At 64.2% G+C, this 26234-nt stretch carries 26 protein-coding genes; 8 read left to right on the top strand and 18 right to left on the bottom strand.

From position 1 onward, the window contains the following. Nucleotides 1-321 precede the first annotated feature (321 nt). From ACWPW0_RS01755 to ACWPW0_RS01745, 3 genes are all read right to left on the bottom strand, one after another. The gene (locus ACWPW0_RS01755; RefSeq protein WP_454254246.1) at nt 322-2370 is read right to left on the bottom strand and encodes an autotransporter domain-containing protein; all 2049 of its coding nucleotides are present in this window, start codon (nt 2368-2370) and stop codon (nt 322-324) included. 69 nt (nt 2371-2439) lie between these two features. Further along, nucleotides 2440-2832 carry a hypothetical protein gene (locus ACWPW0_RS01750; protein WP_454254245.1) on the bottom strand — a complete coding sequence of 131 codons (393 nt, stop codon included), beginning with the start codon at nt 2830-2832 and terminating at the stop codon, nt 2440-2442. A gap of 267 nt (nt 2833-3099) precedes the next feature. Beyond that, nucleotides 3100-3768, bottom strand: a complete 669-nt coding sequence (locus ACWPW0_RS01745; RefSeq protein ID WP_454254244.1) for a TetR/AcrR family transcriptional regulator — start codon at nt 3766-3768, stop codon at nt 3100-3102. Nucleotides 3769-3823: 55 nt separating this feature from the next. Here ACWPW0_RS01745 and ACWPW0_RS01740 point away from each other — a divergent pair, with 55 nt between their 5' ends. After that, the gene (locus tag ACWPW0_RS01740) at nt 3824-4924 is read left to right on the top strand and encodes a DUF2855 family protein (RefSeq protein ID WP_454254243.1); all 1101 of its coding nucleotides are present in this window, start codon (nt 3824-3826) and stop codon (nt 4922-4924) included. Between the two features lie 148 nt (nt 4925-5072). After that, on the top strand, nt 5073-5681 hold the full coding sequence (locus ACWPW0_RS01735) for a M24 family metallopeptidase (RefSeq protein ID WP_447595512.1): 609 nt from the start codon (nt 5073-5075) through the stop codon (nt 5679-5681). Between the two features lie 253 nt (nt 5682-5934). Here ACWPW0_RS01735 and ACWPW0_RS01730 read toward each other — a convergent pair whose 3' ends face one another. The 3 genes from ACWPW0_RS01730 to nudE are packed head-to-tail and all read right to left on the bottom strand — an operon-like array spanning nt 5935 to nt 7773. Beyond that, a complete protein-coding gene (locus tag ACWPW0_RS01730; RefSeq protein WP_447588385.1) occupies nt 5935-6387 on the bottom strand; it encodes a YiiD C-terminal domain-containing protein in 453 nt (150 codons plus the stop codon). A 1-nt stretch (nt 6388) separates the two neighbouring features. After that, on the bottom strand, nt 6389-7210 hold the full coding sequence (gene cysQ, locus ACWPW0_RS01725; protein ID WP_454254242.1) for a 3'(2'),5'-bisphosphate nucleotidase CysQ: 822 nt from the start codon (nt 7208-7210) through the stop codon (nt 6389-6391). Continuing rightward, the gene (gene nudE / locus ACWPW0_RS01720) at nt 7207-7773 is read right to left on the bottom strand and encodes an ADP compounds hydrolase NudE (protein WP_447588382.1); all 567 of its coding nucleotides are present in this window, start codon (nt 7771-7773) and stop codon (nt 7207-7209) included. The genes cysQ and nudE overlap by 4 nt, the downstream gene beginning before the upstream one ends. Before the next feature lie 108 nt (nt 7774-7881). Between nudE and yrfG the strand changes: the two genes are divergently transcribed. Beyond that, a complete protein-coding gene (gene yrfG / locus ACWPW0_RS01715) occupies nt 7882-8544 on the top strand; it encodes a GMP/IMP nucleotidase (RefSeq protein WP_447588380.1) in 663 nt (220 codons plus the stop codon). Nucleotides 8545-8652: 108 nt separating this feature from the next. Here the strand turns inward: yrfG and ACWPW0_RS01710 are convergent, their stop codons facing one another. From ACWPW0_RS01710 to ACWPW0_RS01690, 5 genes are all read right to left on the bottom strand, one after another. After that, complete coding sequence (locus tag ACWPW0_RS01710) at nt 8653-9996, bottom strand: DUF1329 domain-containing protein (protein WP_454254241.1); 1344 nt, start codon at nt 9994-9996, stop codon at nt 8653-8655. Nucleotides 9997-10154: 158 nt separating this feature from the next. Beyond that, complete coding sequence (gene trmB, locus ACWPW0_RS01705; protein WP_454256683.1) at nt 10155-10826, bottom strand: tRNA (guanosine(46)-N7)-methyltransferase TrmB; 672 nt, start codon at nt 10824-10826, stop codon at nt 10155-10157. Between the two features lie 58 nt (nt 10827-10884). Then, nucleotides 10885-11676, bottom strand: coding sequence for a thiazole synthase (locus tag ACWPW0_RS01700; protein WP_454254240.1), 792 nt, complete (start codon nt 11674-11676; stop codon nt 10885-10887). 20 nt (nt 11677-11696) lie between these two features. Beyond that, nucleotides 11697-11897: a sulfur carrier protein ThiS gene (thiS, locus tag ACWPW0_RS01695; protein WP_454254239.1), complete on the bottom strand. Its 201-nt coding sequence runs from the start codon at nt 11895-11897 to the stop codon at nt 11697-11699. Between the two features lie 85 nt (nt 11898-11982). Beyond that, nucleotides 11983-12360: a DUF423 domain-containing protein gene (locus ACWPW0_RS01690; protein ID WP_447588370.1), complete on the bottom strand. Its 378-nt coding sequence runs from the start codon at nt 12358-12360 to the stop codon at nt 11983-11985. A 68-nt stretch (nt 12361-12428) separates the two neighbouring features. On the opposite strand from ACWPW0_RS01690, the gene mtgA reads away from it, so the two are divergent. Continuing rightward, nucleotides 12429-13139 (top strand): monofunctional biosynthetic peptidoglycan transglycosylase, encoded by a 711-nt coding sequence (gene mtgA, locus ACWPW0_RS01685; RefSeq protein ID WP_447595510.1) that lies wholly within the window; start codon nt 12429-12431, stop codon nt 13137-13139. A gap of 377 nt (nt 13140-13516) precedes the next feature. On the opposite strand, the gene rpoH is transcribed toward mtgA, so the two are convergent. The 4 genes from rpoH to ftsY all read right to left on the bottom strand — a co-directional run bounded on the left by rpoH (nt 13517) and on the right by ftsY (nt 17695). Continuing rightward, a complete protein-coding gene (rpoH, locus tag ACWPW0_RS01680; protein ID WP_447588368.1) occupies nt 13517-14371 on the bottom strand; it encodes an RNA polymerase sigma factor RpoH in 855 nt (284 codons plus the stop codon). Nucleotides 14372-14484: 113 nt separating this feature from the next. Next, nucleotides 14485-15495 carry a permease-like cell division protein FtsX gene (gene ftsX, locus ACWPW0_RS01675; RefSeq protein WP_447588366.1) on the bottom strand — a complete coding sequence of 337 codons (1011 nt, stop codon included), beginning with the start codon at nt 15493-15495 and terminating at the stop codon, nt 14485-14487. Beyond that, the gene (gene ftsE / locus ACWPW0_RS01670) at nt 15495-16163 is read right to left on the bottom strand and encodes a cell division ATP-binding protein FtsE (protein ID WP_447588364.1); all 669 of its coding nucleotides are present in this window, start codon (nt 16161-16163) and stop codon (nt 15495-15497) included. Before ftsE ends, ftsX begins: the two co-directional genes overlap by 1 nt. Next, a complete protein-coding gene (ftsY, locus tag ACWPW0_RS01665) occupies nt 16160-17695 on the bottom strand; it encodes a signal recognition particle-docking protein FtsY (RefSeq protein WP_454254238.1) in 1536 nt (511 codons plus the stop codon). Before ftsY ends, ftsE begins: the two co-directional genes overlap by 4 nt. A gap of 139 nt (nt 17696-17834) precedes the next feature. Here ftsY and ACWPW0_RS01660 point away from each other — a divergent pair, with 139 nt between their 5' ends. Genes ACWPW0_RS01660 through rsmD form a run of 3 tightly spaced genes read left to right on the top strand, consistent with a single transcriptional unit; the run spans nt 17835 to nt 21284 of the window. Further along, nucleotides 17835-19190, top strand: coding sequence for a M16 family metallopeptidase (locus ACWPW0_RS01660; protein ID WP_454254237.1), 1356 nt, complete (start codon nt 17835-17837; stop codon nt 19188-19190). Then, on the top strand, nt 19183-20688 hold the full coding sequence (locus ACWPW0_RS01655) for a M16 family metallopeptidase (RefSeq protein ID WP_447588358.1): 1506 nt from the start codon (nt 19183-19185) through the stop codon (nt 20686-20688). The genes ACWPW0_RS01660 and ACWPW0_RS01655 overlap by 8 nt, the downstream gene beginning before the upstream one ends. Then, complete coding sequence (gene rsmD / locus ACWPW0_RS01650) at nt 20688-21284, top strand: 16S rRNA (guanine(966)-N(2))-methyltransferase RsmD (RefSeq protein ID WP_454254236.1); 597 nt, start codon at nt 20688-20690, stop codon at nt 21282-21284. Before ACWPW0_RS01655 ends, rsmD begins: the two co-directional genes overlap by 1 nt. Nucleotides 21285-21788: 504 nt before the next feature. Here rsmD and ACWPW0_RS01645 read toward each other — a convergent pair. Genes ACWPW0_RS01645 through ACWPW0_RS01635 form a run of 3 tightly spaced genes read right to left on the bottom strand, consistent with a single transcriptional unit; the run spans nt 21789 to nt 24926 of the window. Further along, a complete protein-coding gene (locus ACWPW0_RS01645) occupies nt 21789-22550 on the bottom strand; it encodes an SDR family oxidoreductase (protein WP_454254235.1) in 762 nt (253 codons plus the stop codon). Next, the gene (locus ACWPW0_RS01640; protein WP_454254234.1) at nt 22535-23467 is read right to left on the bottom strand and encodes an alpha/beta hydrolase; all 933 of its coding nucleotides are present in this window, start codon (nt 23465-23467) and stop codon (nt 22535-22537) included. The genes ACWPW0_RS01645 and ACWPW0_RS01640 overlap by 16 nt, the downstream gene beginning before the upstream one ends. Then, nucleotides 23451-24926 carry a flavin-containing monooxygenase gene (locus ACWPW0_RS01635; protein WP_454254233.1) on the bottom strand — a complete coding sequence of 492 codons (1476 nt, stop codon included), beginning with the start codon at nt 24924-24926 and terminating at the stop codon, nt 23451-23453. The genes ACWPW0_RS01640 and ACWPW0_RS01635 overlap by 17 nt, the downstream gene beginning before the upstream one ends. Before the next feature lie 155 nt (nt 24927-25081). Between ACWPW0_RS01635 and ACWPW0_RS01630 the strand changes: the two genes are divergently transcribed. Then, complete coding sequence (locus tag ACWPW0_RS01630) at nt 25082-26119, top strand: AraC family transcriptional regulator (protein WP_454254232.1); 1038 nt, start codon at nt 25082-25084, stop codon at nt 26117-26119. The last annotated feature ends 115 nt before the right edge of the window (nt 26120-26234 follow it).

The raw sequence follows: 26234 nt of genomic DNA, 5'->3' as shown, positions 1-26234 counted from the left end.
CCTGCTCGTCAGAATCCCAACACGCCTAACATCGCCAGTATTGATGGAGTAGCCAATGCAAGCATCCAGGGTGTACCTGGCTGTCAGGCTCTAACGGTCGCTGTGTACTAGTACTAGGGTCAGGCACAGAGCAGTACACCACTGTCGTTGATTGCTGACTGACAGTGGGTGCTGTGATGACCTTATGGGAGACGTAACCGAAACAGGCAGGCCTCCCTGGCCGTCATTGAACACGACAGGAATGGCAATTGGATATCACTGAAACTATGTAATTTGCTGGCTACGTAAATAAATACGTAACCAGCACATTACCTACGCACGTTAGAAGTTCCAGCGCGCTTGCAGGTTGCCAGTATTGGCGGTGTAACCGCTGCCCGCTTCCAGGGTGTAGCGGGCGGCCAGGCTCAGGCGGTCGCTGCGCACCAGGGTCAGGCCGAGGTTCAGCACGCCGGTGTCGTTGATCGCCGACGGGCCGTTGCTGGCGAAGCTGGTTTCCCCGGCAACATCCGCCGCGAAGTTGGCCACCGAGCGCAGACCTTCGTCGCGGAACTCATGACGCCAGGTCAGTTGCGCAACCGGAGTCAGCTCGCCATAGGTGGTCGCAAACGAGCGCTCCAGCTTGACGCCCAGGTCACTTTTCAGTGAGTTGATATCGTCGGAATTGACGTGCAGCGCAGCGCCGTTGCCACCCTTCTCGGTGTAGCTGTCGAGCTTGAGGGTGCTGTAGGTCAGGCCGGCAATCGGCGTCAGGGTGGTGCTCGAACCCAAGTCGATCGGGTAGCCGGCCTGCGCGGCAGCCAGGTACTGAATGCCGTCGTAGCTGCCCTTGGCGGTGCCGTTAAAGCCGACGATGTCGATCTCGCGCTTGCTGTCGTACTGATGCTGCACGGCACCGGCCGACAGGTTCAGGTACCACGGGTTGGCGGTGTAAGTGGCGTAGGCGATCAGGCCGTAGGAGTCGACATCTGCCGAGCTGTGCTTGTTAGCGCCATCGTTGTTCACCGAGGTGTTGGCGTAGCTAAACAGACCGCCAGCACGCCAGCTGTCGTTCAGTTGCGCATCGGCGCCGAGCAGCATGCCGTGGTAGTTGGCATGGTAGCCGGCGATGTCTTCGCGCTCGCTTTGCCGCGACTGACCACCAAAGGCCTGGCCCCACAGGCCGCCGCCGTTGGCGCCTTCACCGGTGGCGATACCGCTGGAAGCGCTGCCAGCCTGGGCTGTGCGCAGGCTGTCCATATGGCTGCTGGCGACTTCAAACACTTTTTGGGTCGAACCGACGGACGCGGTGGCCGCGGCCGAAGCGGTCGACGTCGGGCTCAACTGGGCGCCGCCACTGTTGCCGGACGAACCCAGGGCCGCGCCGGCGCGACCGAGGTTCATCAGTTGTTCGTTGGTGCCCTGGTACTGGAACAGGCCACCCAGGGAGGAACGGGCATCGCGGGTGGTCGCGCCATTGATGGCATTGCTTGAGCCATTGCTGCCGACGACGGTCAGCACCAGGCCATTGGCGCCGGGGTTGGCGGAAAGGGTAATGTTTTCACCAGCCAGACCCAGGCCGTTGGCGACCAGCGTGTAGTTGAGCGTTTTTTCGTTGAACTCGGAGTTGGTGCCATCAGCGCCTACGAGGACCAGATAACGCTGGCCCTGGGCAAAGGTGTAGGCGCTGCCGGTCTTGGTCAGGCCGACGCTGGTGCCCGAGGCGAGCGTTACTGCCCCACTGACAAACAGGCGTCCATAGCCCGCATCGGTGCCAGGGTCGCCCGTGGCTTGTGCGTCATCGGCAACACCAAACACCAGGCCGGCACCGGCAGCCTGGGTGTAGTGGCCCTCGATGATGATTTCGTTGTTGATCTGCAGCGTGGCGCCGTTATTGGCCACGGTATGGCGGGTGTCGAGGCCGCCTCCACTGGTGTCGGTGACATCGATATTGTCATTGAGCAGCAGCTTGCCGGTGTTGAACAGCACATTGCTGGTCCTGTTGCGGATAAGGCCAATATCCTGTGCGGAAATCGAGCCATTGGAACCGGTCAGCACACCGGCGATCGTACCGCTGGCGCCGTTGATGATCAGATCATCGCTCGTCTCGTTGATGATCTTGCCGGCAATGGTGCCCGAGTTGTTGATGGCACCCAGCGTGCCGTTATTAAAGATGGCTGTGTCATTGGAGCGGATCAGCCCGGTGTTGTTGAGTACGCCAATAGATCCGAAGTTGAGGATAGCGCGATTGCCGCCGCTGATGGTGCCGCCGAGATTGTTGCCCAGGGTAGTGATATGGCCATGGTTTCCGATACCAATGAGACCGCCATTGATCAGCCCGCTGTTGCTCAGTGTGCTGATGGTACCGGCACGGTTACCAGTATAATTGGCCACCGCTACCTCTCCACCCCGGATGGTGCCGTCAACAGCGTTAATCAAGGCGTTGGCCGTGGCACCTGGACTTTAATAGCCAAACACCTGACTCTGTAACGTGCCGTGGTTGAGCAGGGTGCCGAGTGTGGCGTCGCCGATGCCCGAGATGCCGTAGATATCACTATCTGTGCCCACGGAAACATTCGGATTGACCGTTATGTTGTCTCCGCTCCAAACAGTGGTATACGCATCGCTTTCAATCACCGTGTCAGCGGCAGACGCGACTCCATTGACCAGTGTCGAGGCAACTGCAATGGCCAGAATGGTTTTGCGCCCGGGTGACAGGCGTTTTGTTTTTAGATTGGTCATCATCTCTGGTGAAATCCTTGAAGGTGGTTTGGCAGGCTGTTGGTCATGTGCGGCTGTCGAATCGTCAGAAATCCAGACGCCCCTAACCCTTGCCAGCCTTTGTGGGTCACTCATGCAGGCCTCTGTGGGTCGTTGCGCACCCGCGTGAGCCCAAGGCTCAGTACACCGGTGTCGTTGATCACGGTGAGTGCTGTGATGACCTTATGGGAAACGTAACCGAAACATCCAGGCCTCCTTGGCTGCCATTGGACACGTCAGGGATGGCAATTGGATATCAGGGAAACTATGTAATTTGCAGGCTGTGTGAATAAAAACAGCCCAACACGGCGCCCAGGTATTTTAGAGAGCCCAACACATTTGCCTGTAGGTGAGGCAGTAACGCTAGCGCGCCACCAGGGTGGTGATGCGCTGCAGCAGCATGGCCTTCGCCTCGGCCAGCCAGGCCTGGGCCTGCACTGGGGAAAGCTGCGCCGTCAGGCTGTAGCGGTAGCCACCCCAGACAGTATTGAGCCAGGCCTCGACGGTGGCCGCCGAGGGTTGGCAGGGCAGGTCCGCGCAGGCGGCGAAGACCGCTTGCCACGCGGCGGACAGCTCCGCAAACGCGCGTTGATGATGCTTGCGTTCGGCGACCAGGTGTTCGAGCTGGATCATTTCGTAGCCGAAGATGGTCGGCTCGGTCTCATGCGGGTTGCAACTGAGCTCCAGCAGGCGTTCGACACGCACCTGCCAACTCAGCCCCGGCGCCTGCGTCACCTGGGCATCAATGCGTGCAATCAGACGCTCGATGCCATAGCGCACATAGCCGGAAAGCAGGGCCTCCTTGCTGGGGAAGTAGTCGTACAGCGTGCCGATGGCCACGCCGGCTTCCAGAGCCACCGCGCGGGTGGTCAGGGCGCTCCAGCCCTGGCGCAGCCAAATCCGAACAAAGGCCTCGTAAATGGCTTCGACCGTGAACACCGCCCGCGCCTGGCTGGGCCGTTTGAGTGGCTTGCTGCGCGACTTTGCTGCCGAGGCCGGTGGCTTGCCGGCGTTTCCGAACCTGCTGTTCATCGTCACTCGGTACCCTGTTACGACACGCCGCTGATAGAAACCGCAGGAGCCCGCCATGCCCAATAGCCACCCCAACCCAGGCAAAGTAACACGGCTGACCACGCGCAAGAATGCGCTGGAGCAGAGCCGTATCGACGAGCACACCGACGACCTGATCGCCGCGCCCGGTGAGATCATCCTCCGGCTCGAACGCTTCTCGCTGACCACCAACAACATCACCTATGCCGCGTTCGGCGACTCGATGAACTACTGGGAGTTCTTCCCCACCGGCCAGGAAGACTGGGGCCACGTGCCCGTCTGGGGCTTCGCCGACGTGGTTGCCTCGACGGTCGAGGGTATCGCCGTGGGTGAGCGCTTCTATGGCTATTTCCCGATAGCCAGCCACCTGCGCATGCAACCGGAGCGCGTCACCGATCGGGGTTTCTATGACAGCAGCGCGCATCGCCGCCAACTGACTTCGGCCTACAACCAGTACACCCGCTGCAACTGGGACCCATACTACAGCGCCGCCACGGAGGACCTGCAGATCCTGCTCAAGCCGCTGTTCCTGACCTCGTCGATGCTCGCCGACTTCCTGCAGGACAACGACTTCTTCGGCGCGACACGCCTGGTGTTTTCCAGCGCCTCGAGCAAGACCGCCTTCGCCACCGCGGTATGCCTGGAAGGCGCAGGGGTGCAACGCGTCGCGCTGACCTCTCGCGGCAATACCGCGTTCGTCGCGGCCCTTGGCTGCTATGAGCAGACCATCGCCTATGACGAGCTGGACCAGTTGGCAGCCGATCAGCCGACGCTCTATGTCGATTTCTCCAGCGACCTGGCGTTGCGTGACCGGGTCCACCAGCACTTCGGTGAGCAACTGCTGTACAGCTGCTGCGCCGGCTCCGCGCAGAGCACCGACCCGGCGCAGCTCACGGCGATAACCGGTCCTCAACCGCAGCTGTTCTTCGCGCCGATCCAGCTGCGCAAGCGCAATGCCGATTGGGGACCGCAACAGGTGTCCGCGCATATCGGCGAAGGCCTGGTGCGCTTCTACGAACAGATCACGCCGATACTGGACGTGGTGGTCAGCCACGGCTACGCCAGCGCCGAGGAACTGATCACACGCCTGTACCGCGGCCAGGTTCCAGCGGATGAAGGACATATCGTCACGTTGTAACGGCTTTCGCCCTGTGGCCCTCGACGGCACGTCGCTCTATACAAAATAATACAGCGACACACCCGCCAAGGGCCCCAGAACGAAGGAGTCAGCCGTGACCGCTGCATCACCAAAAGAGGCCGTCGGCCAGCATTACAACCTGGCGTCGATGAAGCATGCCCAGCAGATGACCTGGCAGGCCATCGAGCAGATCGCGGCGCAGATCAAACCCGGCCTGCATGAGTCCGAGGCCACGGCCATCGCCAAGCAGGTGCTGGCCGATCTCGGTATGCAGCGTATCTGGCACCCCGTGCTGATCCGCTTCGGCGCCAATACCCTGAAGACCTTCAAGCAGCGCTCCGAGGGCGACCCGGTGCTGGGCGAGGACGACATCTACTTCATCGACATGGGCGCCGTGTGGGATGGCCACGAAGGCGATGCCGGCGCCACCTTCACCACCGGCAGTGACGCAGACATGCAGGCCTGCGCCGCTGCCGCGAAAACCCTGTTCGACAAGGTCAATGCCCTGTGGAAAGACAGCGGCGTCAGCGGCCAGGCCCTCTACGACTACGCGCGTGCACAAGCCGAGGAAATGGGCTGGGTACTGAACCTGGACATCAAGGGCCACCGCGTCAGCGACTTCCCCCACGCCATCTACCGCGCCGGCGACCTGGGCGATTTCGCCGACCAGCCGAACCCCGGCCTGTGGATTCTGGAAATCCAGCTGGCCCACCCGAGCAAGCCGTACGGAGCGTTCTACGAAGACTTGCTGGTGTGACGTCGAGGTAATTGCGGGCACTGGAACTGGTGGGCTGAAGCCCACCCTACAGAGCTGAAGCGAAGCGCCACCCGGCCCACCCTAAAGAGCCATACCCTTTGCGTAGGGTGGGCTTCAGCCCACCAATCGACGCGTCATAAAACGCAAAGGTCGATTGCCCGCAACGGCTTCGATCCGACCATCCCTATCGATACGCACCAGCCCTTCGCTCTAACGCAATATGGCCGACCGTCAGGAGCGTGTAAGCAGGCGCTCAGCGCTGCAGGACATACTGCCCGCTGAACCGCACCGCCTCACTGTCATCGGCGCCGAGGATGCGGGTATCGAGGCTGATACGCGCCACGCCGCGCCGGCGGTACACGGCGAGAAAGCGCTCCCACTGTGCAGCGGCAGGCGCGGCGCACAGGGCGACGGCGTCGCTGACGACCGGTTGCAGGTAGTCGATCTGCCCCTGCTGGATGACGATATGCCCGTCCGTCACCCCAGCCTCGCGCAGGCTCAGGAGCAGCCAGCCCCAACCCGCCAGGACCGCGCCGCAGTACAGGCTGCCGCCGAACATGCTGCTCGCGTGGTTGAGGTTGGCTGCCAGCGGCAGCTCCAGGCGCAGTTCGCCGCCCTGCCAACTGCGTACGCCGAGACCGAGGGCCTGGGTCAGTGGAATGTCATGGTGCAGCAGTTGCTGCAGGTAGCGGCTGTCGGCGTCCATGTCAGGCCAGCGCCTGCGCCAGGCGGATCAGCTCGGCACGCCACGCGGCCGCCTGCGGCAAGGCAAGGAAGGACGGGTTGAGGTAGGACTCGCGCGCGCTGTAATCGAGCACGCTGCCGCGCAGGTCGAGCACTTCGCCACCCGCGCCTTCCAGCACGCCTTGCGCGGCGGCGGTGTCCCACTGCGAGGTCGGCGCCAGGCGCGGGTAGCAGTCGGCCCGACCTTCGGCGAGCAGGCAGAATTTCAGCGAGCTGCCGATATTGGCCAGTTGCAACTCGCCAAAGCGCGCACGCAGATCCGCCAGCAGGCGCTCCTGCGCCGGGCTGGAATGCCGCTTGCTCGCCACCAGGGTGAAGGCCTCGGCCGGCGCAGTGCGCACCTGGATGGCCTGAGGCTCGCCCTCTGCATCACGGTAGAAGGCACCCAGGCCCGCACCGCCGTAATAGCAACGGCCGGTGGCCGGGATACCAACCACGCCGAACAGCACGCGACCGTTCTCGATCAGCGCGACATTGACGGTGAACTCCTCGCTGCCGGCGATGAACTCCTTGGTGCCGTCGAGCGGGTCGACCAGCCACCAACGCTGCCAGCTCGCCCGCTCGCTCAGGGCAATGTCGCAGTCTTCCTCGGACAACACCGGCACATCCGGCGCCAATTCGCACAGGCCGGCGGCCAGCACGGCATGGGCGGCAAGGTCGGCGGCGGTTACCGGGGAATCGTCGGCCTTCTGGCTCACCGCCACATCGGCCCGCCAGTGCGGCAGGATGGCGTGCCCGGCGCGTTGCACCAGGTCGATCACGGCGGGCAGGTAGGCCTGGCTCATCGCGGGAACTCGCCGCGCTGGGTCAGCAGATCACGCACCAGATACAGCGCGGCCAGCGCACGGCCTTCGGTGAATTGCGGGTTCTGCAGCAGGTTGCTGATCTCGTGCAGGTTGACCTTGTCGACCCGCAGCGGCTCGGGCTCGTCGCCCGGCAGGCGCTCTTCATAGAGATCGCGGGCCAGCACCACCTGGATCTTCTGGCTCATGTAGCCCGGCGACAGGCTAAGCTCGGCCAGCAGCTCAAGCTTGTGCGCACCAAACCCGGCCTCTTCCTTGAGCTCGCGGTTGGCTGCATCCAGCACGTCCTCGCCCGGCTCGATCAGGCCCTTGGGCAGTGACAGTTCGTACTCGCCGGTGCCGCCGCAGTATTCCTCGACCAGCACCGCGTGCTCGGCGTCGAGCAGCGCCACCACCATCACCGCGCCATAGCCGGAGCCCTTGCCGACCAGTCGCTCGTAGGTGCGCTCGGCGCCATTGGCGAAGCGCAGCTGCAGTTCCTCGACACGGAACAGGCGGCTGCTCGCGACGATCTCACGGGCCAGGACGACAGGTTTCTCACGCATGGGCTCACTCCTTGAAACGAACGCGTATCATACCTTGGCTATTCCGATTGTCCCTGTCGGATATCGCATCCGCTTACACTCCTGACCCTCTTGCGCAAGAATTCTGCCATGCCCCTGCTGCCCTGGACCGACATCGACACCGTTCTGCTGGACATGGACGGCACCCTGCTGGACCTGCACTTCGACAACCACTTCTGGCTGCATCATCTGCCGCAGCGCTATGCCGAGCTGCATGGCGTCAGCCGTGAGCTGGCCGATGCCACACTGCTGCCGCTGTTCCAGCAGCATGCCGGCCAGTTGAACTGGTACTGCACCGACTTCTGGAGCCGCGAACTGAACCTGTCGGTGCGCGAACTGAAACGCGAAGTGGCCCACCTGATCGCCCTGCGCCCGGACGCCGACACCTTCCTCGGAGCCTTGCGTGGGGCCGGCAAGCGCGTGGTGCTGATCACCAACGCGCACCGCGACTCGCTGTCGCTGAAGATGGAGCGCGTCGAACTGGCACCGTACTTCGACCAGTTGATCAGCTCCCATGACTACGGCTTCCCCAAGGAGGACCAGCGCTTCTGGTCTGCCCTGCACCAGGCGATTTCTTTCGAAGCGACGCGCAGCCTGTTCATCGACGACAGCCTGCCGATCCTGCGCAGCGCCCGCCAGTTCGGCGTCGCCCACCTGCTCGGTATCGTCCAGCCGGACAGCCGCGGACCGCTCAAGGACACCGAAGAGTTCGCCGCCGTGACCGATTACCGCCAGTTGCTGACGGGGTTGTAACCGCCCAGAAGAGTGGCCGCCGTGGAGACGACGGGGGACCAAACCATACTGAAGGCGCTCTACGGAGCCCCCACAAAAAAGCCCGCAATCGCGGGCTTTTTTGTCAGATCAGATTCCGCCTCGGCGCAGGGAGGCGGCCGTAAAGTCGCCCCGTTTCAACGTGACCTTGAAGTTGTACATCGGCTCGTTGTTGTCGAGGCCATCGACGAAGTAACGCTTGCCCTTGAAGTCATAGATGGTTTCCAGGGTGCTGGCGAACGACGGCACGTCGTAATAGCTGATCGGGTGGGCCTCCTGCAGGCCTATCAGCTCACCATCCTGGTTGTAGAGGTCCACAGCCAGGATCTGCCAGCTGTCCTCGTCGAGGTAGAAGCGGCGCTTGCCGTAGGGATGGCTGAACCCCGTGCGCAAGGTGGCCTCGACCACCCAGACCCGGTGCAGCTCATAGCGCAGCAGCTCAGGATTGACGCTGGTCTTGTGCAGGATCTTCTCGTAGGGAATGCCCTTCTGGTGCACGGCGTAGCTGTTGTACGGCACGAGCATTTCCTGCTTGCCCTTGAGCGCCCACTCGTAGCGATCCGGCGCGCCGTTGTAGGCGTCGACCACATCGGCGGTGGCCATGCCGTTGGTATCGGGCTGCTGGGCGTCGTAGGCGAGCATGGGCAAGCGACGCACACGGCGTTCACCCCGGTTGAAGCGCCAGGCCTTGCGGATTGCCAGCACCTGGTCGAGGGTCTCCTGCACCACCAGCGCGGAACCGGCCAGCTTGCTCGGCGCGACGATCTGGTACTTGTAGAAGAACAGGGTGTTGTCCAGCTCGCCAGGGGTCATGCCTTCGCGCCCGTAGACGAAGAGGATGTCGCGTTCCTGCTTGAGCAGGGTATAGCCGCCACCACTGAGCACCGCGGCCTGGTTGGTGACCATGCGCAGTTGGTCGCCCCGGTAACGCATGATGTGGTTCCAGATGGCCTCGACGCCATCCTGCGGCATCGGGAAGGGGATCCCTGCCGCCACGCCTTCCACGCCATTACCGCCCGAAATCAGCGTGGCATTGCTGACGTTGTAGCGGGTGGCGTCGTAGATGCGCTGCGGCGATGCAGCGCTGCGTCGGGTTGGCAGCACACGCAGGTAATAGTCGGGATGATCAGCCAGCAACTTCTGCAGCCCCGGGGTCAGCAGCGCCTTGTACTGGGCCTGGTTCGCGTTGTTGACGCGATACAGCTCGGCATCCGCGGCATAGGGATCGGGGTGGTGCATGCCGGGTTGATAGTTCGCCGGTGGCGTATCCAGGCCACCTTCCCAGCTCGGGATGGTGCCAGCGGCATTGCCGGCCCGCTCCCCCCCCAACGGCATGAGGTCTTGCCCGAGACGTGCCGCCTGGGCAGCATCGACACGCGCATGAGCCGGCAGCACGGTAACCGCCAGCAGCAGGATTGTAAAAACTCTCAACACAGCGTTCTCCTCGCAGCGCATCCAATGCGCTGCTGTTCTTTTACGCCAACCTGGGTGGCTGGGTGTACAGACTGCTATGGGTGAGGTGTGCAGCCTTCCGTGGCGGGTGCCGGGTGGTCCCGGTCAATTTTTCGCCCCCGCTCCCTGGGGGCGTTGAATCAGTCGACGCGTTGGAACTTGAGATCCCAGACACCATGGCCGAGTCGCTCGCCACGGCGCTCGAACTTGGTCACCGGACGCTCTGTCGGGCGCTCCACGTAACGCCCATCGCCGGCCAGGTTCTGGTAACCGGGTGCGGCATTCATGACGTCGAGCATGTGTTCGGCATAGGCCTCCCAGTCGGTCGCCATGTGCAGGATGCCGCCAATCTTCAGCTTGCTGCGGACCAGCTCAGCGAAAGCAGGTTGCACGATGCGGCGCTTATGATGACGCGCCTTGTGCCAGGGGTCGGGAAAGAACAGTAGCAGACGATCGAGGCTGGCATCGGCAACGCAGTCGCGCAGCACTTCCAGGGCATCGCAGCTGTACACCCGCAGGTTGCTCAGCTCTTGCGTCAGCACGCCGTTGAGCAGGGCGCCAACGCCCGGCTTGTGTACTTCCACGCCGATGAAATCCTGCTCCGGCGCGGCGGCGGCCATCTCCAGCGTGGAGTGGCCCATGCCGAAGCCGATCTCGAAGGTACGCGGCGCACTGCGGCCGAATACCTGGTCGAAATCACGCAGGCCATCTTCCAGCTGCAGGCCGAATTTCGGCCAGCCATTGTCGAGGCCACGCTGCTGACCTTCGGTCATGCGCCCGGAGCGCATGACGAAACTCTTGATGCCACGCAGTGGGCGCTCGGCGGCGGCTTCTTCTGCCGACTCGACTATCTCACTCATCGGATTCTCTTTACTTGATCAGGCCATCCAGCGGCGACGAGGCGCTGGCGTAGAGCTTCTTCGGCATGCGTCCGGCCAGGTAGGCCATGCGCCCGGCGATGATCGCGTGCTTCATCGCCTCGCCCATCAGCACCGGATGCTGCGCATGGGCGATGGCGCTGTTCATCAGCACCGCCTCGCAGCCCAGTTCCATGGCAATGGTGGCATCGGAGGCCGTGCCCACGCCGGCATCGACCAGCACCGGGACCGTCGCTTCCTCGAGGATGATGCGCAGGTTGTACGGGTTGCAGATGCCCAGCCCGGTGCCGATCAGGCCGGCCAGCGGCATCACCGCGATGCAGCCCATCTCGGCCAGTTGGCGGGCGATGATCGGGTCGTCGCTGGTGTAGACCATCACGTCGAAGCCGTCCTTGACCAGCACTTCAGCGGCCTTGAGGGTTTCGATGACGTTGGGGAACAGGGTCTTCTGGTCGGCCAGCACTTCCAGCTTGACCAGCTTGTGGCCGTCGAGCAGCTCGCGGGCCAGGCGGCAGGTGCGCACCGCGTCGGCCGCATCGTAGCAACCAGCGGTGTTCGGCAGGATGGTGTAGCGCTCCGGCGAGATCACGTCGAGCAGGTTCGGCTCGCCCGGATTCTGGCCGATATTGGTACGGCGCACGGCCACCGTGACGATCTCGGCGCCCGACGCCTCGATGGCCTGACGGGTTTCCTCAAGGTCCTTGTACTTGCCGGTGCCGACCAGCAGGCGTGACGCATAGGTGCGGCCAGCCAGGGTGAATGGCTTGTCGATAATGGCGCTCATGGCTACTCCTCGCAGGCGGTCTAGCCGCCGCCGATGGCGTGGACGACTTCCAGGTGGTCGCCGTCGTGCAGAACGGTCGCGCCATGCTGGCTGCGCGGCACGATGTCCAGGTTGTGTTCGACTGCCACACGCCGTCCGGTCAACTGCAAGCGCTCGAGCAGGTCCGCAACGGTCGCGCCGTCGGGCAGTTCACAGGGTTCGCCGTTCAACTGGATATGCATGGCCGGGGGCAGTCAGAACATAAAGGGGTCGGCATTCTAGCCCCGATCAGCCAAAGCGACCAAGGCCAAAGGACACCATTCGTCCTCAAGCCTGGCCAGCACGCCAGGCTGTCAGCCCCAGGCACAGCCAGCCGGCGAGAAACGCCACGCCGCCGATCGGGGTGATGATGCCGAGCTTGCCCAGGCCAGTGAGCGTCAGCGCATACAGGCTGCCGGAGAACAGCAGGATGCCCAGGGTAAACAGGCCACCGGCAGCGCTCAGCAGGCGCCCCGACAGGTGAGGCACCAGCAGCGCGACACCGACCAGCGCCAGGGCGTGAACCATCTGGTAATGCACGCCGGTCTGGAACACCGCCAGATGCTCGACACTCAGCCGCGCCTTGAGGCCATGGGCGGCGAAAGCCCCCAGCGCCACACCGGTAAAACCGAAAAATGCAGCCAGCAGCAGAAAGATTCGCAACACGATCACCCCGGGACAGATGGAACATGGCAGCTATAATGGCCCGCTCGCCCCTTTCGGCCAAGGCATCCATGCTGCGCACCCTGTTCCGCCGCCTGTTCAAATTGCTGTTCTGGTTCGCCATCGGCTCAGCCCTGCTGGTGTTGGCGCTGCGCTGGATCAATCCACCGGGCACGGCGTTGATGGTCGAGCGCAAGGTCGAGTCGTGGATCGACGGCGAACCCATCGCCCTGCAACGCACCTGGCGCCCGTGGCGCGAGCTGCCCGACAACCTGAAGATCGCGGTGATCGCCGGCGAGGACCAGAAATTCGCCGAGCACTGGGGCTTCGATATCGGCGCCATCCAACAGGCACTGGCGCACAACGAGCAGGGCGGCAACTTGCGCGGCGCCAGTACCATCAGCCAGCAGGTGGCGAAGAACCTGTTCCTCTGGTCTGGACGCAGCTGGCCGCGCAAAGGCCTGGAAGCCTGGTTCACCGCCCTGATCGAACTGTTCTGGTCGAAGGAACGCATCCTCGAGGTCTATCTCAACAGCGTGGAATGGGGCGATGGTGTATTCGGTGCCGAAGCCGCGGCACGCAAGCACTTCGGCGTCGGCGCACCTTATCTCTCGCGCCAGCAGGCCAGCTTGCTGGCCGCCGTGCTGCCCAACCCCCGCGCCTGGAACCCGGCCAAACCCGGCCCCTACGTCAGCCGCCGCGCCAGCTGGATCAGCCAGCAGATGAACCAGCTCGGCGGCAGCCACTACCTCAATCAACTGCAGAAATCCCGTCTGGACTAGCTCCCGGCAAACGGTTCGGCCTTGAGTCTGGAGGCAGTTACAGGAACCGCAACGGGTGGGCTAAAGCCCACCCTACGCTGGAGGACTTCAGCGGAGCACCTCCGGCCCTTCCTACAGCGCCTGAATCCCGAGCAGGGTGGGGGCTTTAGCCCACCAATCAGCACGCGATGAAACGCACAGGTCGATTGCCCGCAACAGCCTCAAAGTGGCCCATCCGAGGGGCCAGGCCTTGAGGGCATCGCCATCATGCTCAATGAGTTAGAGAGAAACCTCACCAGCCCTATTGCTGCTGGCGATGTTTTGGAATCAGGCCCTCATCCAAATCACAGCCACAAAAAAGCCGCACCTGGGTGCGGCTTTTGGCTGCCTGCCGAGAATTACGCCGCGATCGAGCCCTTGAGCTTGTTCATGGCGTTCTTCTCCAGTTGGCGGATGCGCTCGGCGGAGACGTTGTACTTGGCCGCCAGGTCATGCAGGGTGGCCTTTTCCTCGGCCAGCCAGCGCTGGTAGAGGATATCGCGGCTACGCGCGTCGAGGCCTTCCAGCGCTTCGTGCAGGTTGGCGTTGGAACTGTCGCTCCAGTCGGCATCCTCGAGCTGCATGGCCGGGTCGTAGCGGTGATCTTCCAGGTAGTTGGCCGGCGACTTGAAAGCGCTTTCGTCGTCATCTTCCGAGGCCGGATCGAACGCCATGTCCTGGCCGGACAGGCGGCTCTCCATCTCGCGCACTTCACGCGGCTCCACGCCCAGGCTTTCGGCCACGGCATGGACTTCGTCGTTGCTCAACCAGGCCAGACGCTTCTTCTGGCTGCGCAGGTTGAAGAACAGCTTGCGCTGCGCCTTGGTGGTGGCGACTTTGACAATGCGCCAGTTGCGCAGGATGAACTCGTGAATTTCCGCCTTGATCCAGTGCACGGCAAACGACACCAGACGCACACCCATTTCCGGGTTGAAGCGTTTGACGGCCTTCATCAGGCCGACGTTGCCTTCCTGGATCAGGTCAGCCTGGGGCAGGCCGTAGCCCGAGTAACTACGGGCGATATGCACAACGAAGCGCAGGTGCGCGAGCACCATTTGCCGAGCAGCCTCTAGATCCTGCTGGTAGAAGAGGTTGGCGGCCAGTTCGCGCTCCTGCTCGGGCGTCAGCAGGGGAATGCTGTTCACCGCATGCACGTAGGCCTCCAGGTTCGCACCGGGAACCAGAGCATGCACAGGTTGCAGAGACGTGGTCATTGAAGAACCTCCAACATTCGAAACGGGGTGCAGTTTAGCACTGCGACCTATGACTGCAAGCGCCGGTAAAAGTTCGCAAACAGCCAACAATATTCATATAAATCAACAACTTACTATCTTGGCGCGAGTTCACTCAAATGACGCGCCACCGCTAGCCAGGCGCCAATATAGCCCAATAACACGGCGCCGAGCAGCAATGACAGACCATCGTCTACCGGCACGCCGGTCAGCGCGAAATCGCTGCCGTAGAGGCCGGCCAGGCGCACCACCGCGCCATTGAGCCAATCCAGGCCAAAGGCCAGTACGCCCCAGGCCAGCACGCCGGCACCCACACCATACAGCGCACCCATATAAAGGAAAGGCCGGCGCACGTAGCCATCGGTACCGCCTACCAGCTTGATCACTTCGATCTCGGTACGGCGGTTCTCGATGTGCAGGCGAATGGTGTTGCCGATCACCAGCAGCAAGGCCAGTACCAGCAGCAAGGTCAAGCCGAAGACGAAATGCTCGCCCAGCTTGAGGATCGCCGACAGTCGCTCGACCCACAGCAGGTCGAGCTGCGCCTGCTGCACACCGGGCAATTCGGCCAGGCGCAGGCGCAGCGCCTCCAGGGCTGGCTTGTCGACTTCGTTCGGCGTCACCACCACCACGCCAGGCAGCGGGTTGTCCGGCAGGTCGCGCAGGGCTTCGCCGATACCCGACTGCTGCTGGAACTCGGCCAGCGCTTGTTCACGGCTGATCCAGTCGGCCTCGGCCACGTCCGGCATGCCGGCGATTTCGTCGCGCAGCTTCTGTCCGGCCGCTTCACTGGTATCGAGTTTCAGGTACAGGGAGATCTGCGCCGCACGCTGCCAGGAGCCGCCCAGGCGCTCGACGTTGCTCAGCAGCAGCGACAGCCCCATGGGCAGCGACAGGGCAATGGCCATCACCAGGCAGGTAAAGAAGCTGCCGATTGGTTGCTTGGCCAGTCGGCGCAGGCTGTCGACCAGGCTGGCACGGTGGTTTTCCAGCCAGGCGCGCAGCAGGGTGTTGAAATCAGGCCCGTCATTGATCGGCTTGTCGGCCTTGCTCTGGACCGCGCCGACCCGCTCGGCGGCCTTGGTGTTGCGTTGCGTCTCGCTCATCAGCTGGCCTCCCCGTCACCGATCAGACGGCCACGTTGCAGGGTCAGCATGCGGTGGCGCATGCGGGCGATCAGCGCCAGGTCGTGACTGGCGATCAGCACAGTGGTGCCCAGGCGGTTGATGTCCTCGAACACGCCCATGATTTCAGCGGCCAGGCGCGGGTCGAGGTTACCGGTGGGCTCATCCGCCAGCAGCAGGGCCGGACGATGCACCACGGCGCGGGCAATGCCGACGCGCTGTTGCTGGCCGGTGGACAGGTCCGCCGGGAACTGCTCGGCCTTGTCCGTCAGGGAAACCCGCTCCAGCGCCGAGTTGACGCGCTTGGCGATCTCTTCCTTGGACAGGCCCAGTATCTGCAATGGCAGGGCGACGTTGTTGAACACGCTGCGGTCGAACAGCAGTTGGTGATTCTGGAACACCACGCCGATCTGCCGACGCAGGAACGGGATCTGCGCGTTGGTGATGCTCGACAGGTCCTGCCCGGCCAGCAGCAGCTTGCCGGTGGTCGGCCGTTCCATTGCCAACAGCAGGCGCAACAGGGTGCTCTTGCCGGCGCCGGAGTGGCCGGTGACGAAGAGGAACTCGCCGCGACGCACGCGGAAACTCAGTTCGTGCAACCCGACATGGCCATTGGGATACCGCTTGCCGACCTGCTCGAATCGAATCATGCCTTGTCTCTCACGGGTTCATCTCTCTCGGAAAAGAGGGCCTGGACAAAATCCTCTGCGACGAAGGTGCGCAGATCGTCGATGCCTTCGCCAACACCAATGTAGCGAATCGGCAAACCGAACTGCTTGGCCAGGGCAAAGATCACGCCGCCCTTGGCCGTGCCGTCCAGCTTGGTCAGCGCCAGGCCGGTCAACGCCACGGCCTGGTTGAACTGCTTGGTCTGGTTGATGGCGTTCTGCCCGGTACCGGCGTCGAGCACCAGCAGCACTTCGTGCGGCGCGGTGTCGTCGAGCTTGCCGATCACCCGGCGCACCTTCTTCAACTCTTCCATCAGGTTGTCTTTGGTGTGCAGGCGTCCGGCGGTGTCGGCGATCAGCACATCGATGCCACGGGCCTTGGCGGCCTGTACCGAGTCGAAGATCACCGAGGCCGAATCAGCGCCGGTGTGCTGGGCGATGACCGCGATGTTGTTGCGCTCACCCCAGACCTGCAACTGCTCGACGGCGGCGGCGCGGAAGGTGTCGCCAGCGGCGAGCATGACCTTCTTGCCCTCGCCCTGCAGCTTCTTCGCCAGCTTGCCGATGGTGGTGGTCTTGCCGACACCGTTCACTCCGACCACCAGGATCACGTAGGGCTGCTTGGCCGTATCGACCGCCAGCGGCTGCTCGACCGGCTTGAGCAGCCCGGCCAGCTCATCCTGCAGCGCCTTGTACAGGGCGCCGCTATCGGCCAGCTCCTTGCGCGCCACACGTTTGGTCAGGTTGCCGATGATGGCGGTGGTTGCCTCGACGCCAACATCAGCCATCAGCAGGCGGGTTTCCAGCTCGTCGAGCAGGTCATCGTCGATGACCTTCTTGCCGAGGAACAGGCTAGCCATGCCCTCACCCAGGCTGGCGCTGGTTTTCGACAGCCCCTGCTTGAGGCGGGCGAACCAGCCGCCCTTGTTATCGCCGGGCTTGTTCTGCTCGACCAGCGCTTCGACCACCGGCTCAGGAGCCGGCGCCGCCACGACAACCGGCTCGATGACAGGCGCAACCTCATGCACGGCATGCGGCACTTCGCTGCCGGCGTTGATGCGGAAGCGGGAATACACGGCGGGCTTTTCGGCTTCGACTGGCGCCACGGCAGCCGGCACGGGCTCGGCAACCGGGGCAACCTCAAGCACAGCAGGCTGCGGTTCGACGGCTACAACGACTGGCGCAGGCTCGGCCGGAGCCGGCTCCGCCACTGCGGTGACAACCGCAGGCGTCTCGGCAGGAAGCGTCGACGCCGGCGTGATCACGGGTTCGACTGGCGCCACAGGCTCGGCGGGAGAAGCAGCAGGCGCCGTTTCAACCGGTGCGGCAACCGATGCCTCGACAGCCGGCTCGGTCGCTACAGGCGCAGCAGGTGGCGGCTCGGCCGTTGCCGGACGGGGCTCATCCTGGGGTTTCTTGCGCAGCCAGCCGAACAGCGATTTCTTCTCTGCGCCAGCAGCCGGCGCCTTGTCAGCCGGGGCTGACGATTTCTTGTCGTCTTCGGAACCAAACATGGGTCGATTGCATCTCAGGGGAGCGGCGCGGCAGAGCCGATCAGGCCGTCGCGCCGCCCCGGAAAAGGATGGGGTATCCTAGCACCTCTTCGCCCGCCGGCGGTACGACCGTCCGGGCAGTCCGACAGGTCCCGAATCAATGAATCGACTCGCCCGCCGCTGCGCCGGCCTGCTGTTTACGCTGTTGCTCACGCCACTGGCCTCCCAGGCCGCCGAACCACAAGCCACCCACGAATTCAGCCTCGATAACGGCCTCAAGGTCGTGGTCCGCGAGGATCATCGTGCCCCGGTGGTGGTCTCGCAGCTCTGGTACAAGGTCGGCTCGAGCTACGAGACGCCCGGCCAGACCGGCCTGTCCCACGCCCTCGAACACATGATGTTCAAGGGCAGCGCCAAGCTCGGCCCGGGCGAGGCATCGATCATCCTGCGCGACCTCGGCGCCGAAGAGAACGCCTTCACCAGCGACGACTACACCGCCTATTACCAGGTGCTGTCCCGCGACCGCCTGGCGGTGGCCTTCGAACTGGAAGCCGATCGCCTGGCCAGCCTGCGCCTGCCGCCCGACGAATTCGCCCGCGAGATCGAGGTGATCAAGGAAGAACGCCGCCTGCGCACCGAAGACCGGCCCAACTCGCTGGCCTACGAGCGCTTCAAGGCCATGGCCTACCCGGCCAGCGGCTACCACACACCGACCATCGGCTGGATGGCCGACCTCGACCGCATGAAGGTCGAGGAACTGCGCCACTGGTACGAGTCCTGGTACGCCCCGAACAACGCCACCCTGGTGGTGGTCGGCGATGTCACCGTCGATGAGGTCAAGGGCCTGGCCCAGCATTACTTCGGCGCCATTCCGCGTCGCGACGTGCCGCCCGCCAAGCAACCGCTGGAGCTGGCCGAGCCGGGCGAACGGCAGATCACCCTGTATGTACGCACGCAATTGCCGAGCCTGCTGTATGGCTTCAACGTCCCGAGCCTGGCCACCGCCAAGGACCCGCGCGACGTCCACGCCCTGCGCCTGATTTCCGCCCTGCTCGACGGCGGCTACAGCGCCCGCCTGCCTTCGCGCCTGGAGCGTGGCGAGGAACTGGTCTCCGGCGCCTCCGCCAGCTACGACGCGTTCAAGCGCGGCGACAGCCTGTTCCTGCTCAGCGCCGTGCCCAACGTGCAGAAAGGCAAGACCCTGGAACAGGTCGAAGCCGGGCTGTGGCGCCAACTCGACGACCTGAAAAAGAACCCGCCGAGCGCCGAGGAAGTCCAGCGCGTGCGTGCCCAGGTGATCGCCGGGCTGGTCTACGAGCGGGATTCGATCACCAGCCAGGCCAGCACCATCGGCCAGTTGGAAAGTGTCGGCCTGTCCTGGAAGCTGATGGACGAAGAGCTTACCGCCCTGGAAGCCGTGACCCCCGCCGACATCCAGAAAGCCGCCCAGACCTATTTCACCCGCACGCGCCTGAGCGTCGCCCACGTCCTGCCCGAGGAGACCGCTCATGAGTGAACGTAACGGCCTGCGCTACAGCCTGCTGGGCCTGGCCCTGCTCCTGCTGATCGGCCTGCTGACCTTCATTGCCACCCGCACCGCCGAGGCGCCGGCGCCTGCCGAGCCGGTCGCCACTGCCGCACAGAACGAAGCCAAGCACGCGCAACTGGAATCCCTCGCAGCCCTGGGCAACCAGGCGCCGAGCCGGCGCCAACTGGACATCCAGACCTGGCAGACCGCCGAAGGCGCCAAGGTGCTGTTCGTCGAGGCCCGTCAGTTGCCGATGTTCGACCTGCGCCTGACCTTCGCCGCCGGCAGCAGCCAGGATGACGGCGTACCCGGCCTGGCCGCATTGACCAATGCCATGCTCAACGAAGGCGTACCCGGCAAGGATGTCACCGCCATCGCCGAAGGTTTCGAGGGCCTCGGTGCCGAATTCAGCAACGGTTCCTACCGCGACATGGCGGTGGCCAGCCTGCGCAGCCTCAGCGCCACGGAGCAGCGCGCGCCGGCGCTCAAGCTGTTCGAGCAGGTGATCGGCCAACCGACCTTCCCCGCCGACTCGCTGGCGCGGATCAAGAACCAGCTGCTGGCCGGCTTCGAATACCAGAAGCAGAACCCGGGCAAGCTCGCCGGCCTGCAACTGTTTGAGCGCCTGTACGGCAACCACCCCTACGCGCACCCGAGTGAAGGCGACGAGAAAAGCATCGTGCCGATCAGCATCGCCCAGCTGCAGGCCTTCCACCAGAAAGCCTATGCCGCTGGCAACGTGGTGATCGCCGTGGTCGGCGACCTGTCGCGTGCCGAGGCCGAGGCCATGGCCGCCGAAGTTTCCGCCGCGCTGCCCAAAGGCCCGGCGCTGGCCAAGACCGCCCAGCCGGAAACGCCCAAACCCGGCCCCAGCCACATCGAGTTCCCGTCCAAGCAGACTCACCTGATGCTCGCCCAGCTCGGCATCGACCGCCGTGACCCGGACTACGCCGCGCTGTATCTGGGCAACCAGATCCTCGGTGGTGGCGGTTTCGGCACCCGGCTGATGAGCGAAGTGCGCGAGAAGCGCGGGCTGACCTACGGCGTGTATTCGGCATTCAGCGCCATGCAGGCGCGCGGGCCATTCATGATCAACCTGCAGACCCGTGCCGAGCTCAGTGAAGGCACGCTCAAGCTGGTGCAGGATATCCTGCGCGACTACCTGGCCAGCGGCCCGACCCAAAAGGAACTGGACGACGCCAAGCGCGAGACCGCCGGCAGCTTCCCGCTGTCCACCGCGAGCAATGCCGATATCGTCGGCCAGCTCGGCTCCATGGGTTTCTATGACCTGCCGCTGACCTACCTGGAAGACTTCATGGCGCAGGTCCAGGCCCTCGACGTCGAGCAGGTCAAAGCCGCGATGAGCAAGCACCTGTCGCCTGATGCGCTGGTCATCGTCACCGCCGGCCCGACCGTGGAGCAGAAAGAGCTGCCGCCACCCACCGACAAACCCGCCGAACAACCCACCGGCGTACCGGAGCATTGATGCGCAAGCCCTCAGCCAAACCCGAACACAATGGCAGCGGCCAGTTGCGCATCATTGCCGGCGAATGGCGCAGCCGCCAGTTCACGTTCCCGATGGCCCACGGCCTGCGCCCGACGCCCAACCGCGTACGCGAAACCCTATTCAACTGGCTGGCGCCCCACGTGCTGGGCGCGCGCGTGCTCGACTGCTTCACCGGTAGCGGTGCGCTGTACCTGGAGGCCCTGTCACGGGGCGCCAGCAGCGCCCTGGCCCTGGACAGCAACCCGGCCGCCATCAGCAGCCTGCGGCAGATCCTCACCACCCTGAAGTGCGAAAACGGCCAGCTATTGCAGGTCGACGCCCTGCGTCACCTGGAGGGCCAGGCGGCCACGCCGTTCGACCTGGTGTTCCTCGATCCGCCCTTCGGCAAGGACCTGCTGGAGCCGGCCTGCGCGCTGCTCGAAGACAAGGGTTGGTTGGCCAGTGATGCCTGGGTCTACACCGAAAGCGAGGCCGCGCCATCGACCCTGACCCTGCCCAGCACCTGGCGCCTGCACCGCGAACAGAAGGCCGGCCAGGTGTACTACGCCCTGTGGCATCGGCTGGCCAAGGATTGAGCAAAGAGAAGATGCAATCCGTAGGGTGGGTTATGGGGCACACGACCCGGCCCCGTCGCTCAACGCGGGATAGGCGCCGTAACCACCGAGCGGAGTTCGTTGAAGCCCCGCCTGGTTTGCCGGTGCAGCGCGACCTACCTGCCCGCCCCATCCCACGAGAAGCCGTTCGACCGACATTGGATTCGTGCCGTGACCCTAGAGGCCGTCGACGGTCCGCTTTAACTCATTGAGTCGTAATGGCATATAGTCCCAATCCAGCGTCTCTTTGAGGCAATGGCGGACGTTCGACTCTGCCTTTCATACGCACCGGTTGGTGGGCTGAAGCCCACCCTACGCATGGCCCGGCTTTTGTAGGGTGGGCTTTAGCCCACCAATTCCGGTGTCCACAACTGCCTCGATCCGGCCATCCATATCGAAAAGCCAACAGCCCCCCTGGTGTGGAACCACATACCCGATGTGGTCGGGCGGGCACGCCCAGCCCATGTCCGCGATTCGTCTTCCCTCTCAATCCCGACTCAGCCACCGCATCACCAACCGATTCAGCCCCGGCGTGGACAGCTGGGCCGACCAGTACATGGCCTTGAACATCGCGCTGATCGGCCGGTGCACGCCAGCGCGTCGTGCCTGGTCGAACGCGGCCCGGGCAATATGCTCGGCCTTCAGGTTAACGCCCAGGCGCTTGAGGATCGGCGGCGTGAAGGTCTGGCTGGCCACCATCGGCGTGCCCACGAACGGCGGCATCAGGTCGGCCACACGAATACCGTAGGAGCGCCACTCCAGCTCCAGCGCCTCGGTCAGCCCACGCACGGCGAACTTCGATGCCGAGTAGCTGGCCATGTGTGGCACACCATACAGGCCGGAGGCCGAGCCCATATTGAGAATCTGCGCCCCCGGCGTCTTGCGCAGATAAGGGAAGGCGGCGTAGCTGCAATTGAGCACGCCCTGCACGTTGATCGCGATGATCCGCGCATGCTCCTCCAGGCTGATCGTCTCGAAGTGGCCGAAGCGCAGGATGCCCGCACAGTTGAACAACAGACGCAGTTGGCCCTCGTTGGCCTCGGCGAAGGCCGCGATGGTCGCCTGCACGGCGGCAGCATCAGTCACGTCCAGCGTGCGCTGCCAGGCGCCACCCAGCGCCTGCGCCAGGTCGTGCAGCGCCGCTTCGTTCATATCCAACAGGCCGACCGTCCAGCCCTGGGCGTGGAACAGCCGCGCACTGGCGGCACCAATGCCGGACGCCGCGCCGGTAATCAGGATAGTGGGCATGGGGTGTCTCCGGGTTGATCGATAAAGCGCGCCACCTCTTGCAGCGCGCGGTCGGCCACGTCGAGCACCCCGGCGTGGCTCTGGAACACATGCCAGCAGCCGGGGTAGCGCTGCAGCGTTACCGCCACGCCTGCGGCACGGGCCCGCTCGGCCAGGCGCAGGCTGTCGTTGAGCAGCAACTCGTCCTCGCCTACCTGGATCAGCAGGCGCGGCAATCCCGTCAGGTCGGCATTGACTGGCGATACCTGGGCCGATGCCGGCGCCAAGCCGGCAGGACAGAACAGCTCGACCGCCTGATTGATCCAGGCTCGCGTGAGCAATGGGTCGCCGGCAGGGGGGTGATGCATGTGGGTCAGACTCATGTCGGTCCAGGGTGAGAACGTCACCAGCGCCGCCGGTACGGGCAGACCACGGGCAGGCAGGGCCAGCGCCGCACTCAACAGCAGATTGCCGCCCGCCGAGTCGCCGACCAGCACGATGTCGCGAGCGGCAATGCCGTGATCGAGCAGTGCCGCATACACGGACAGCGCATCCTCCAGCGCCGCCGGATAAGGATGCTCAGGCGCCAGGCGATAGTCCGGCACACACACCGCCGCATCACAGTGCTTCGCCAGGCCGGCGGTGATCGCCCGGTACGTGGCCGGCGAGCCGATCAGGTAGGCACCCCCATGCAGGTAGAGCAGCACCCGACCACTCTCCCCAGCCGGCCGTTGCCACTCACAAGGCACGCCGCCCAGTGTCGCGTGGCTGCGATGAATCCCTTGCGGCAAGCGGGTCGCCACACTCAACGCCCGCAGCAGCAAGCGTTGCCCGGCAATCGGCATCGGCGGCCGGATCAACCCGCTGAACAGCAAGCGCAACGTGCCGCGCAACAGGCCACGCAGCAGGCGCTGCTCACGCTCAACGGACGAGGTCATAGTCGGCGAACTCCGGTGCGCGGGTCTGTTGGCGATAGCGGAAGGTGAACCCCGGCCAGTTGTTGGTGTTGCGCCCGGCGGCGGTCTTGTACCAGCTGTCGCAGCCTTTCTCCCAGACGGTATGGCGCAGCGCCTGTTGCACGTGCTGGTCGTAGGCCTGTTGTACCGGCGCCTTCACGTCGAGGTAGCGCAAGTCGTCACTCTGCAGCCGCTGCAGGCAGGCCATCACGTAGGGGAACTGGCTTTCCAGCATGTAGACGATGGAGTTATGGCCCAGGTTGGTGTTCGGCCCGTAGAGGATGAACAGGTTGGGAAAACCGCTGACACTGATGCCCTTGTAGGCCTGCGCGCCCTCACGCCAGGCCGCGTTCAGTTCGCGCCCGTCGAGACCGGTGATGGCCATCGGCGCGAGAAAATCGGTGGCGGCGAACCCGGTGCCGTAGATCAGCGCATCCACCTCGTGCAGGTGGCCGTCCGTGGTGACGATACCGTTGGCGACCACCTCGCGGATCGGCGTGTTGACCACCGCGACGTTGTCACGGCGCAGGGCCGGGTAGTAGTCATTGCTGATCAGGATGCGCTTGCAGCCCATCGGGTAGCCCGGTTGCAGGCGCTTGCGCAGGTCGGCGTCGTCGATGCTGCGACGCAGGTGATAGGCCGTGCGCAAGCGCATCAGTTTCATCAATGCGGGCACCACGGCAAAGCCCAGCAGGCGCGACTCGTGGTGCACGTACTGGATGGCGCGATCGAGCCGCTGCAGCAGCGGAAAGCGTGCCTTCAGGCGCCGCTCCCAATCCGCGTAGGCCCGGTCCGGTTTGGGTAGCACGTAGGCAGCGCTGCGCTGGAACAGGCTCAGGTGTTCGACCTGCGGGGCGATCTGCGGCACGAACTGGATCGCGCTGGCGCCGGTGCCGATCACCGCCACCCGCTTGCCGCGCAGGTCGAGGTCATCGCGCCAGTGCGCCGAATGGAAGGCCGGGCCGGCGAAGGTCTCGAGCCCCGGCAGGCGCGGGTACTGCGGGCGACTGAGCTGGCCAGTGGCGCTGATCAGCGCCTGCGCCTGGTAGGTCTCGCCCTGGGCATCACGAACCTGCCACTGCCCGCTGGCCGCATCGAAGCGGGCTTCGCTCACTTCACGGCCGAAGCGGATGAACGGCCTGATCCCGTACTTGTCCGCGCAGTGGCGCAGGTAAGCGAAGATCTCCGCCTGCGGCGCGAACTTGCGCGACCAGTGCGGGTTGGGCTCGAAGGAGTAGGAATACAGGTGCGAGGGCACATCGCAGGCCGCGCCCGGATAGTGGTTCTCGCGCCAGCAGCCCCCCACCTCGTCGGCCTTTTCGAGGATCAGAAAATCCTCGATACCGGCCTGGCGCAGCTTGATCGCCAGGCCGATGCCGGCAAACCCGGCGCCAATGATCAGCACGCGCAACGGCGCGGCCGACCGGGAATTATTGTTCATTGTTATCTCCCGTGTGCAGCGCCCGGCATCGAGGCAGGCGCCGCCTTGTCAGTCATCACGGGCAGAGTCGATGCCCGACGCTTCATCCTAGCCCTCGCCAAGCACTGCGGTTATGGCATAGTCGGTCATTAAATTGTGACTTTCGGCCAAAGCCCATGACCGCTTCCGCCTCGTCTACCCGTCGCAGTGCCATCAGCGTGCAACTGCTCATCCAGTTCGGCCTCGACCACGGGCTGAGCCTGGAACGTTGCCTGGCAGATACCGGGCTGGATTTCGCCCTGGTCGCCAACCCGGGCGCGGAAATCGACGCTGCTCAGGAACTGGCCCTGCTGCGCAATCTGCACAATGCCTTCACCGAACGTCCGGGGATCGGCCTGGCCATCGGTCTGCGCTACCAACTGACGACCTATGGCATCTGGAGCTTCGCCCTGCTCAGTAGCCCGACCCTGCGTAGCGCCGCCAGCCTGGGCCTGCGCTATCTCGACCTGACCTACACCTTCCACGCCATGCACCTGGAGGAAGTCGGCGCCGAAGCGCATCTGCTGCTGGACGACAGCGCGGTACCGGCAGATATCCGCCGCTTCGTGCTGGAGCGCGACCTCGGCGGTTTGCTGGCCAGCCTCGACGGTCTGAGCAACGCACGGATAGCACTACGCCGGGCCTGCTTTCGCGGCCCACCGCCGGATGACATCAGCCTGTATGTCGCCGAGCTGGGCGTGCAGCCGCTGTTCAACCAGCCGGACAACCGCTTCGTTTTCGACGGCAGCGTGCTCGACCAGCCGCTGCCGGGCGCCAACCCGCAACTGGCCCGGCACTGCGAAGAACAATGCCAGGCCTTGCTCGCGCGGCGCCGGGTGTGCTCAGGCATCGCCGGGCAGATCCGCGACCGTTTGCTCAGCCGCCCCGGTCAGTTGCCGGACATGGCTCAGGTCGCCGATGAACTGCACATGAGTCAACGCACCTTGCGCCGCCGCCTGGATGAACAGGGCACCAGCTTTCGCGCGTTGCTGGATGAAGTGCGCCAATCCCTTGCCGAGGAACTGCTGCGCACCAGCGGCATCCGCCTGGAGGAGATCGCCGAGCGCCTGGGCTATGGCGAGATGTCGAACTTCATCCACGCCTTCCGTCGCTGGAAAGGCATCACGCCCCGCCAGTTCCGCCTGGGTGAAAAAGCCGACAGCCTACCGTCATGACAGCCCGGAAAACGCTGCGTAACAGCACCGCCGGCACCCAGAACATCCGGCTATCGTCGCAGGCTGGAGACTCATCCCTTGCCACGACCATCGGGTATGCTGCGTTCTTTTACCC

It is taken from the genome of Pseudomonas sp. Marseille-Q8238 (assembly GCF_965111915.1).
Note: the sequence above shows the minus strand (reverse complement) of the source record. Positions and strands in the feature narration are given on the sequence as shown.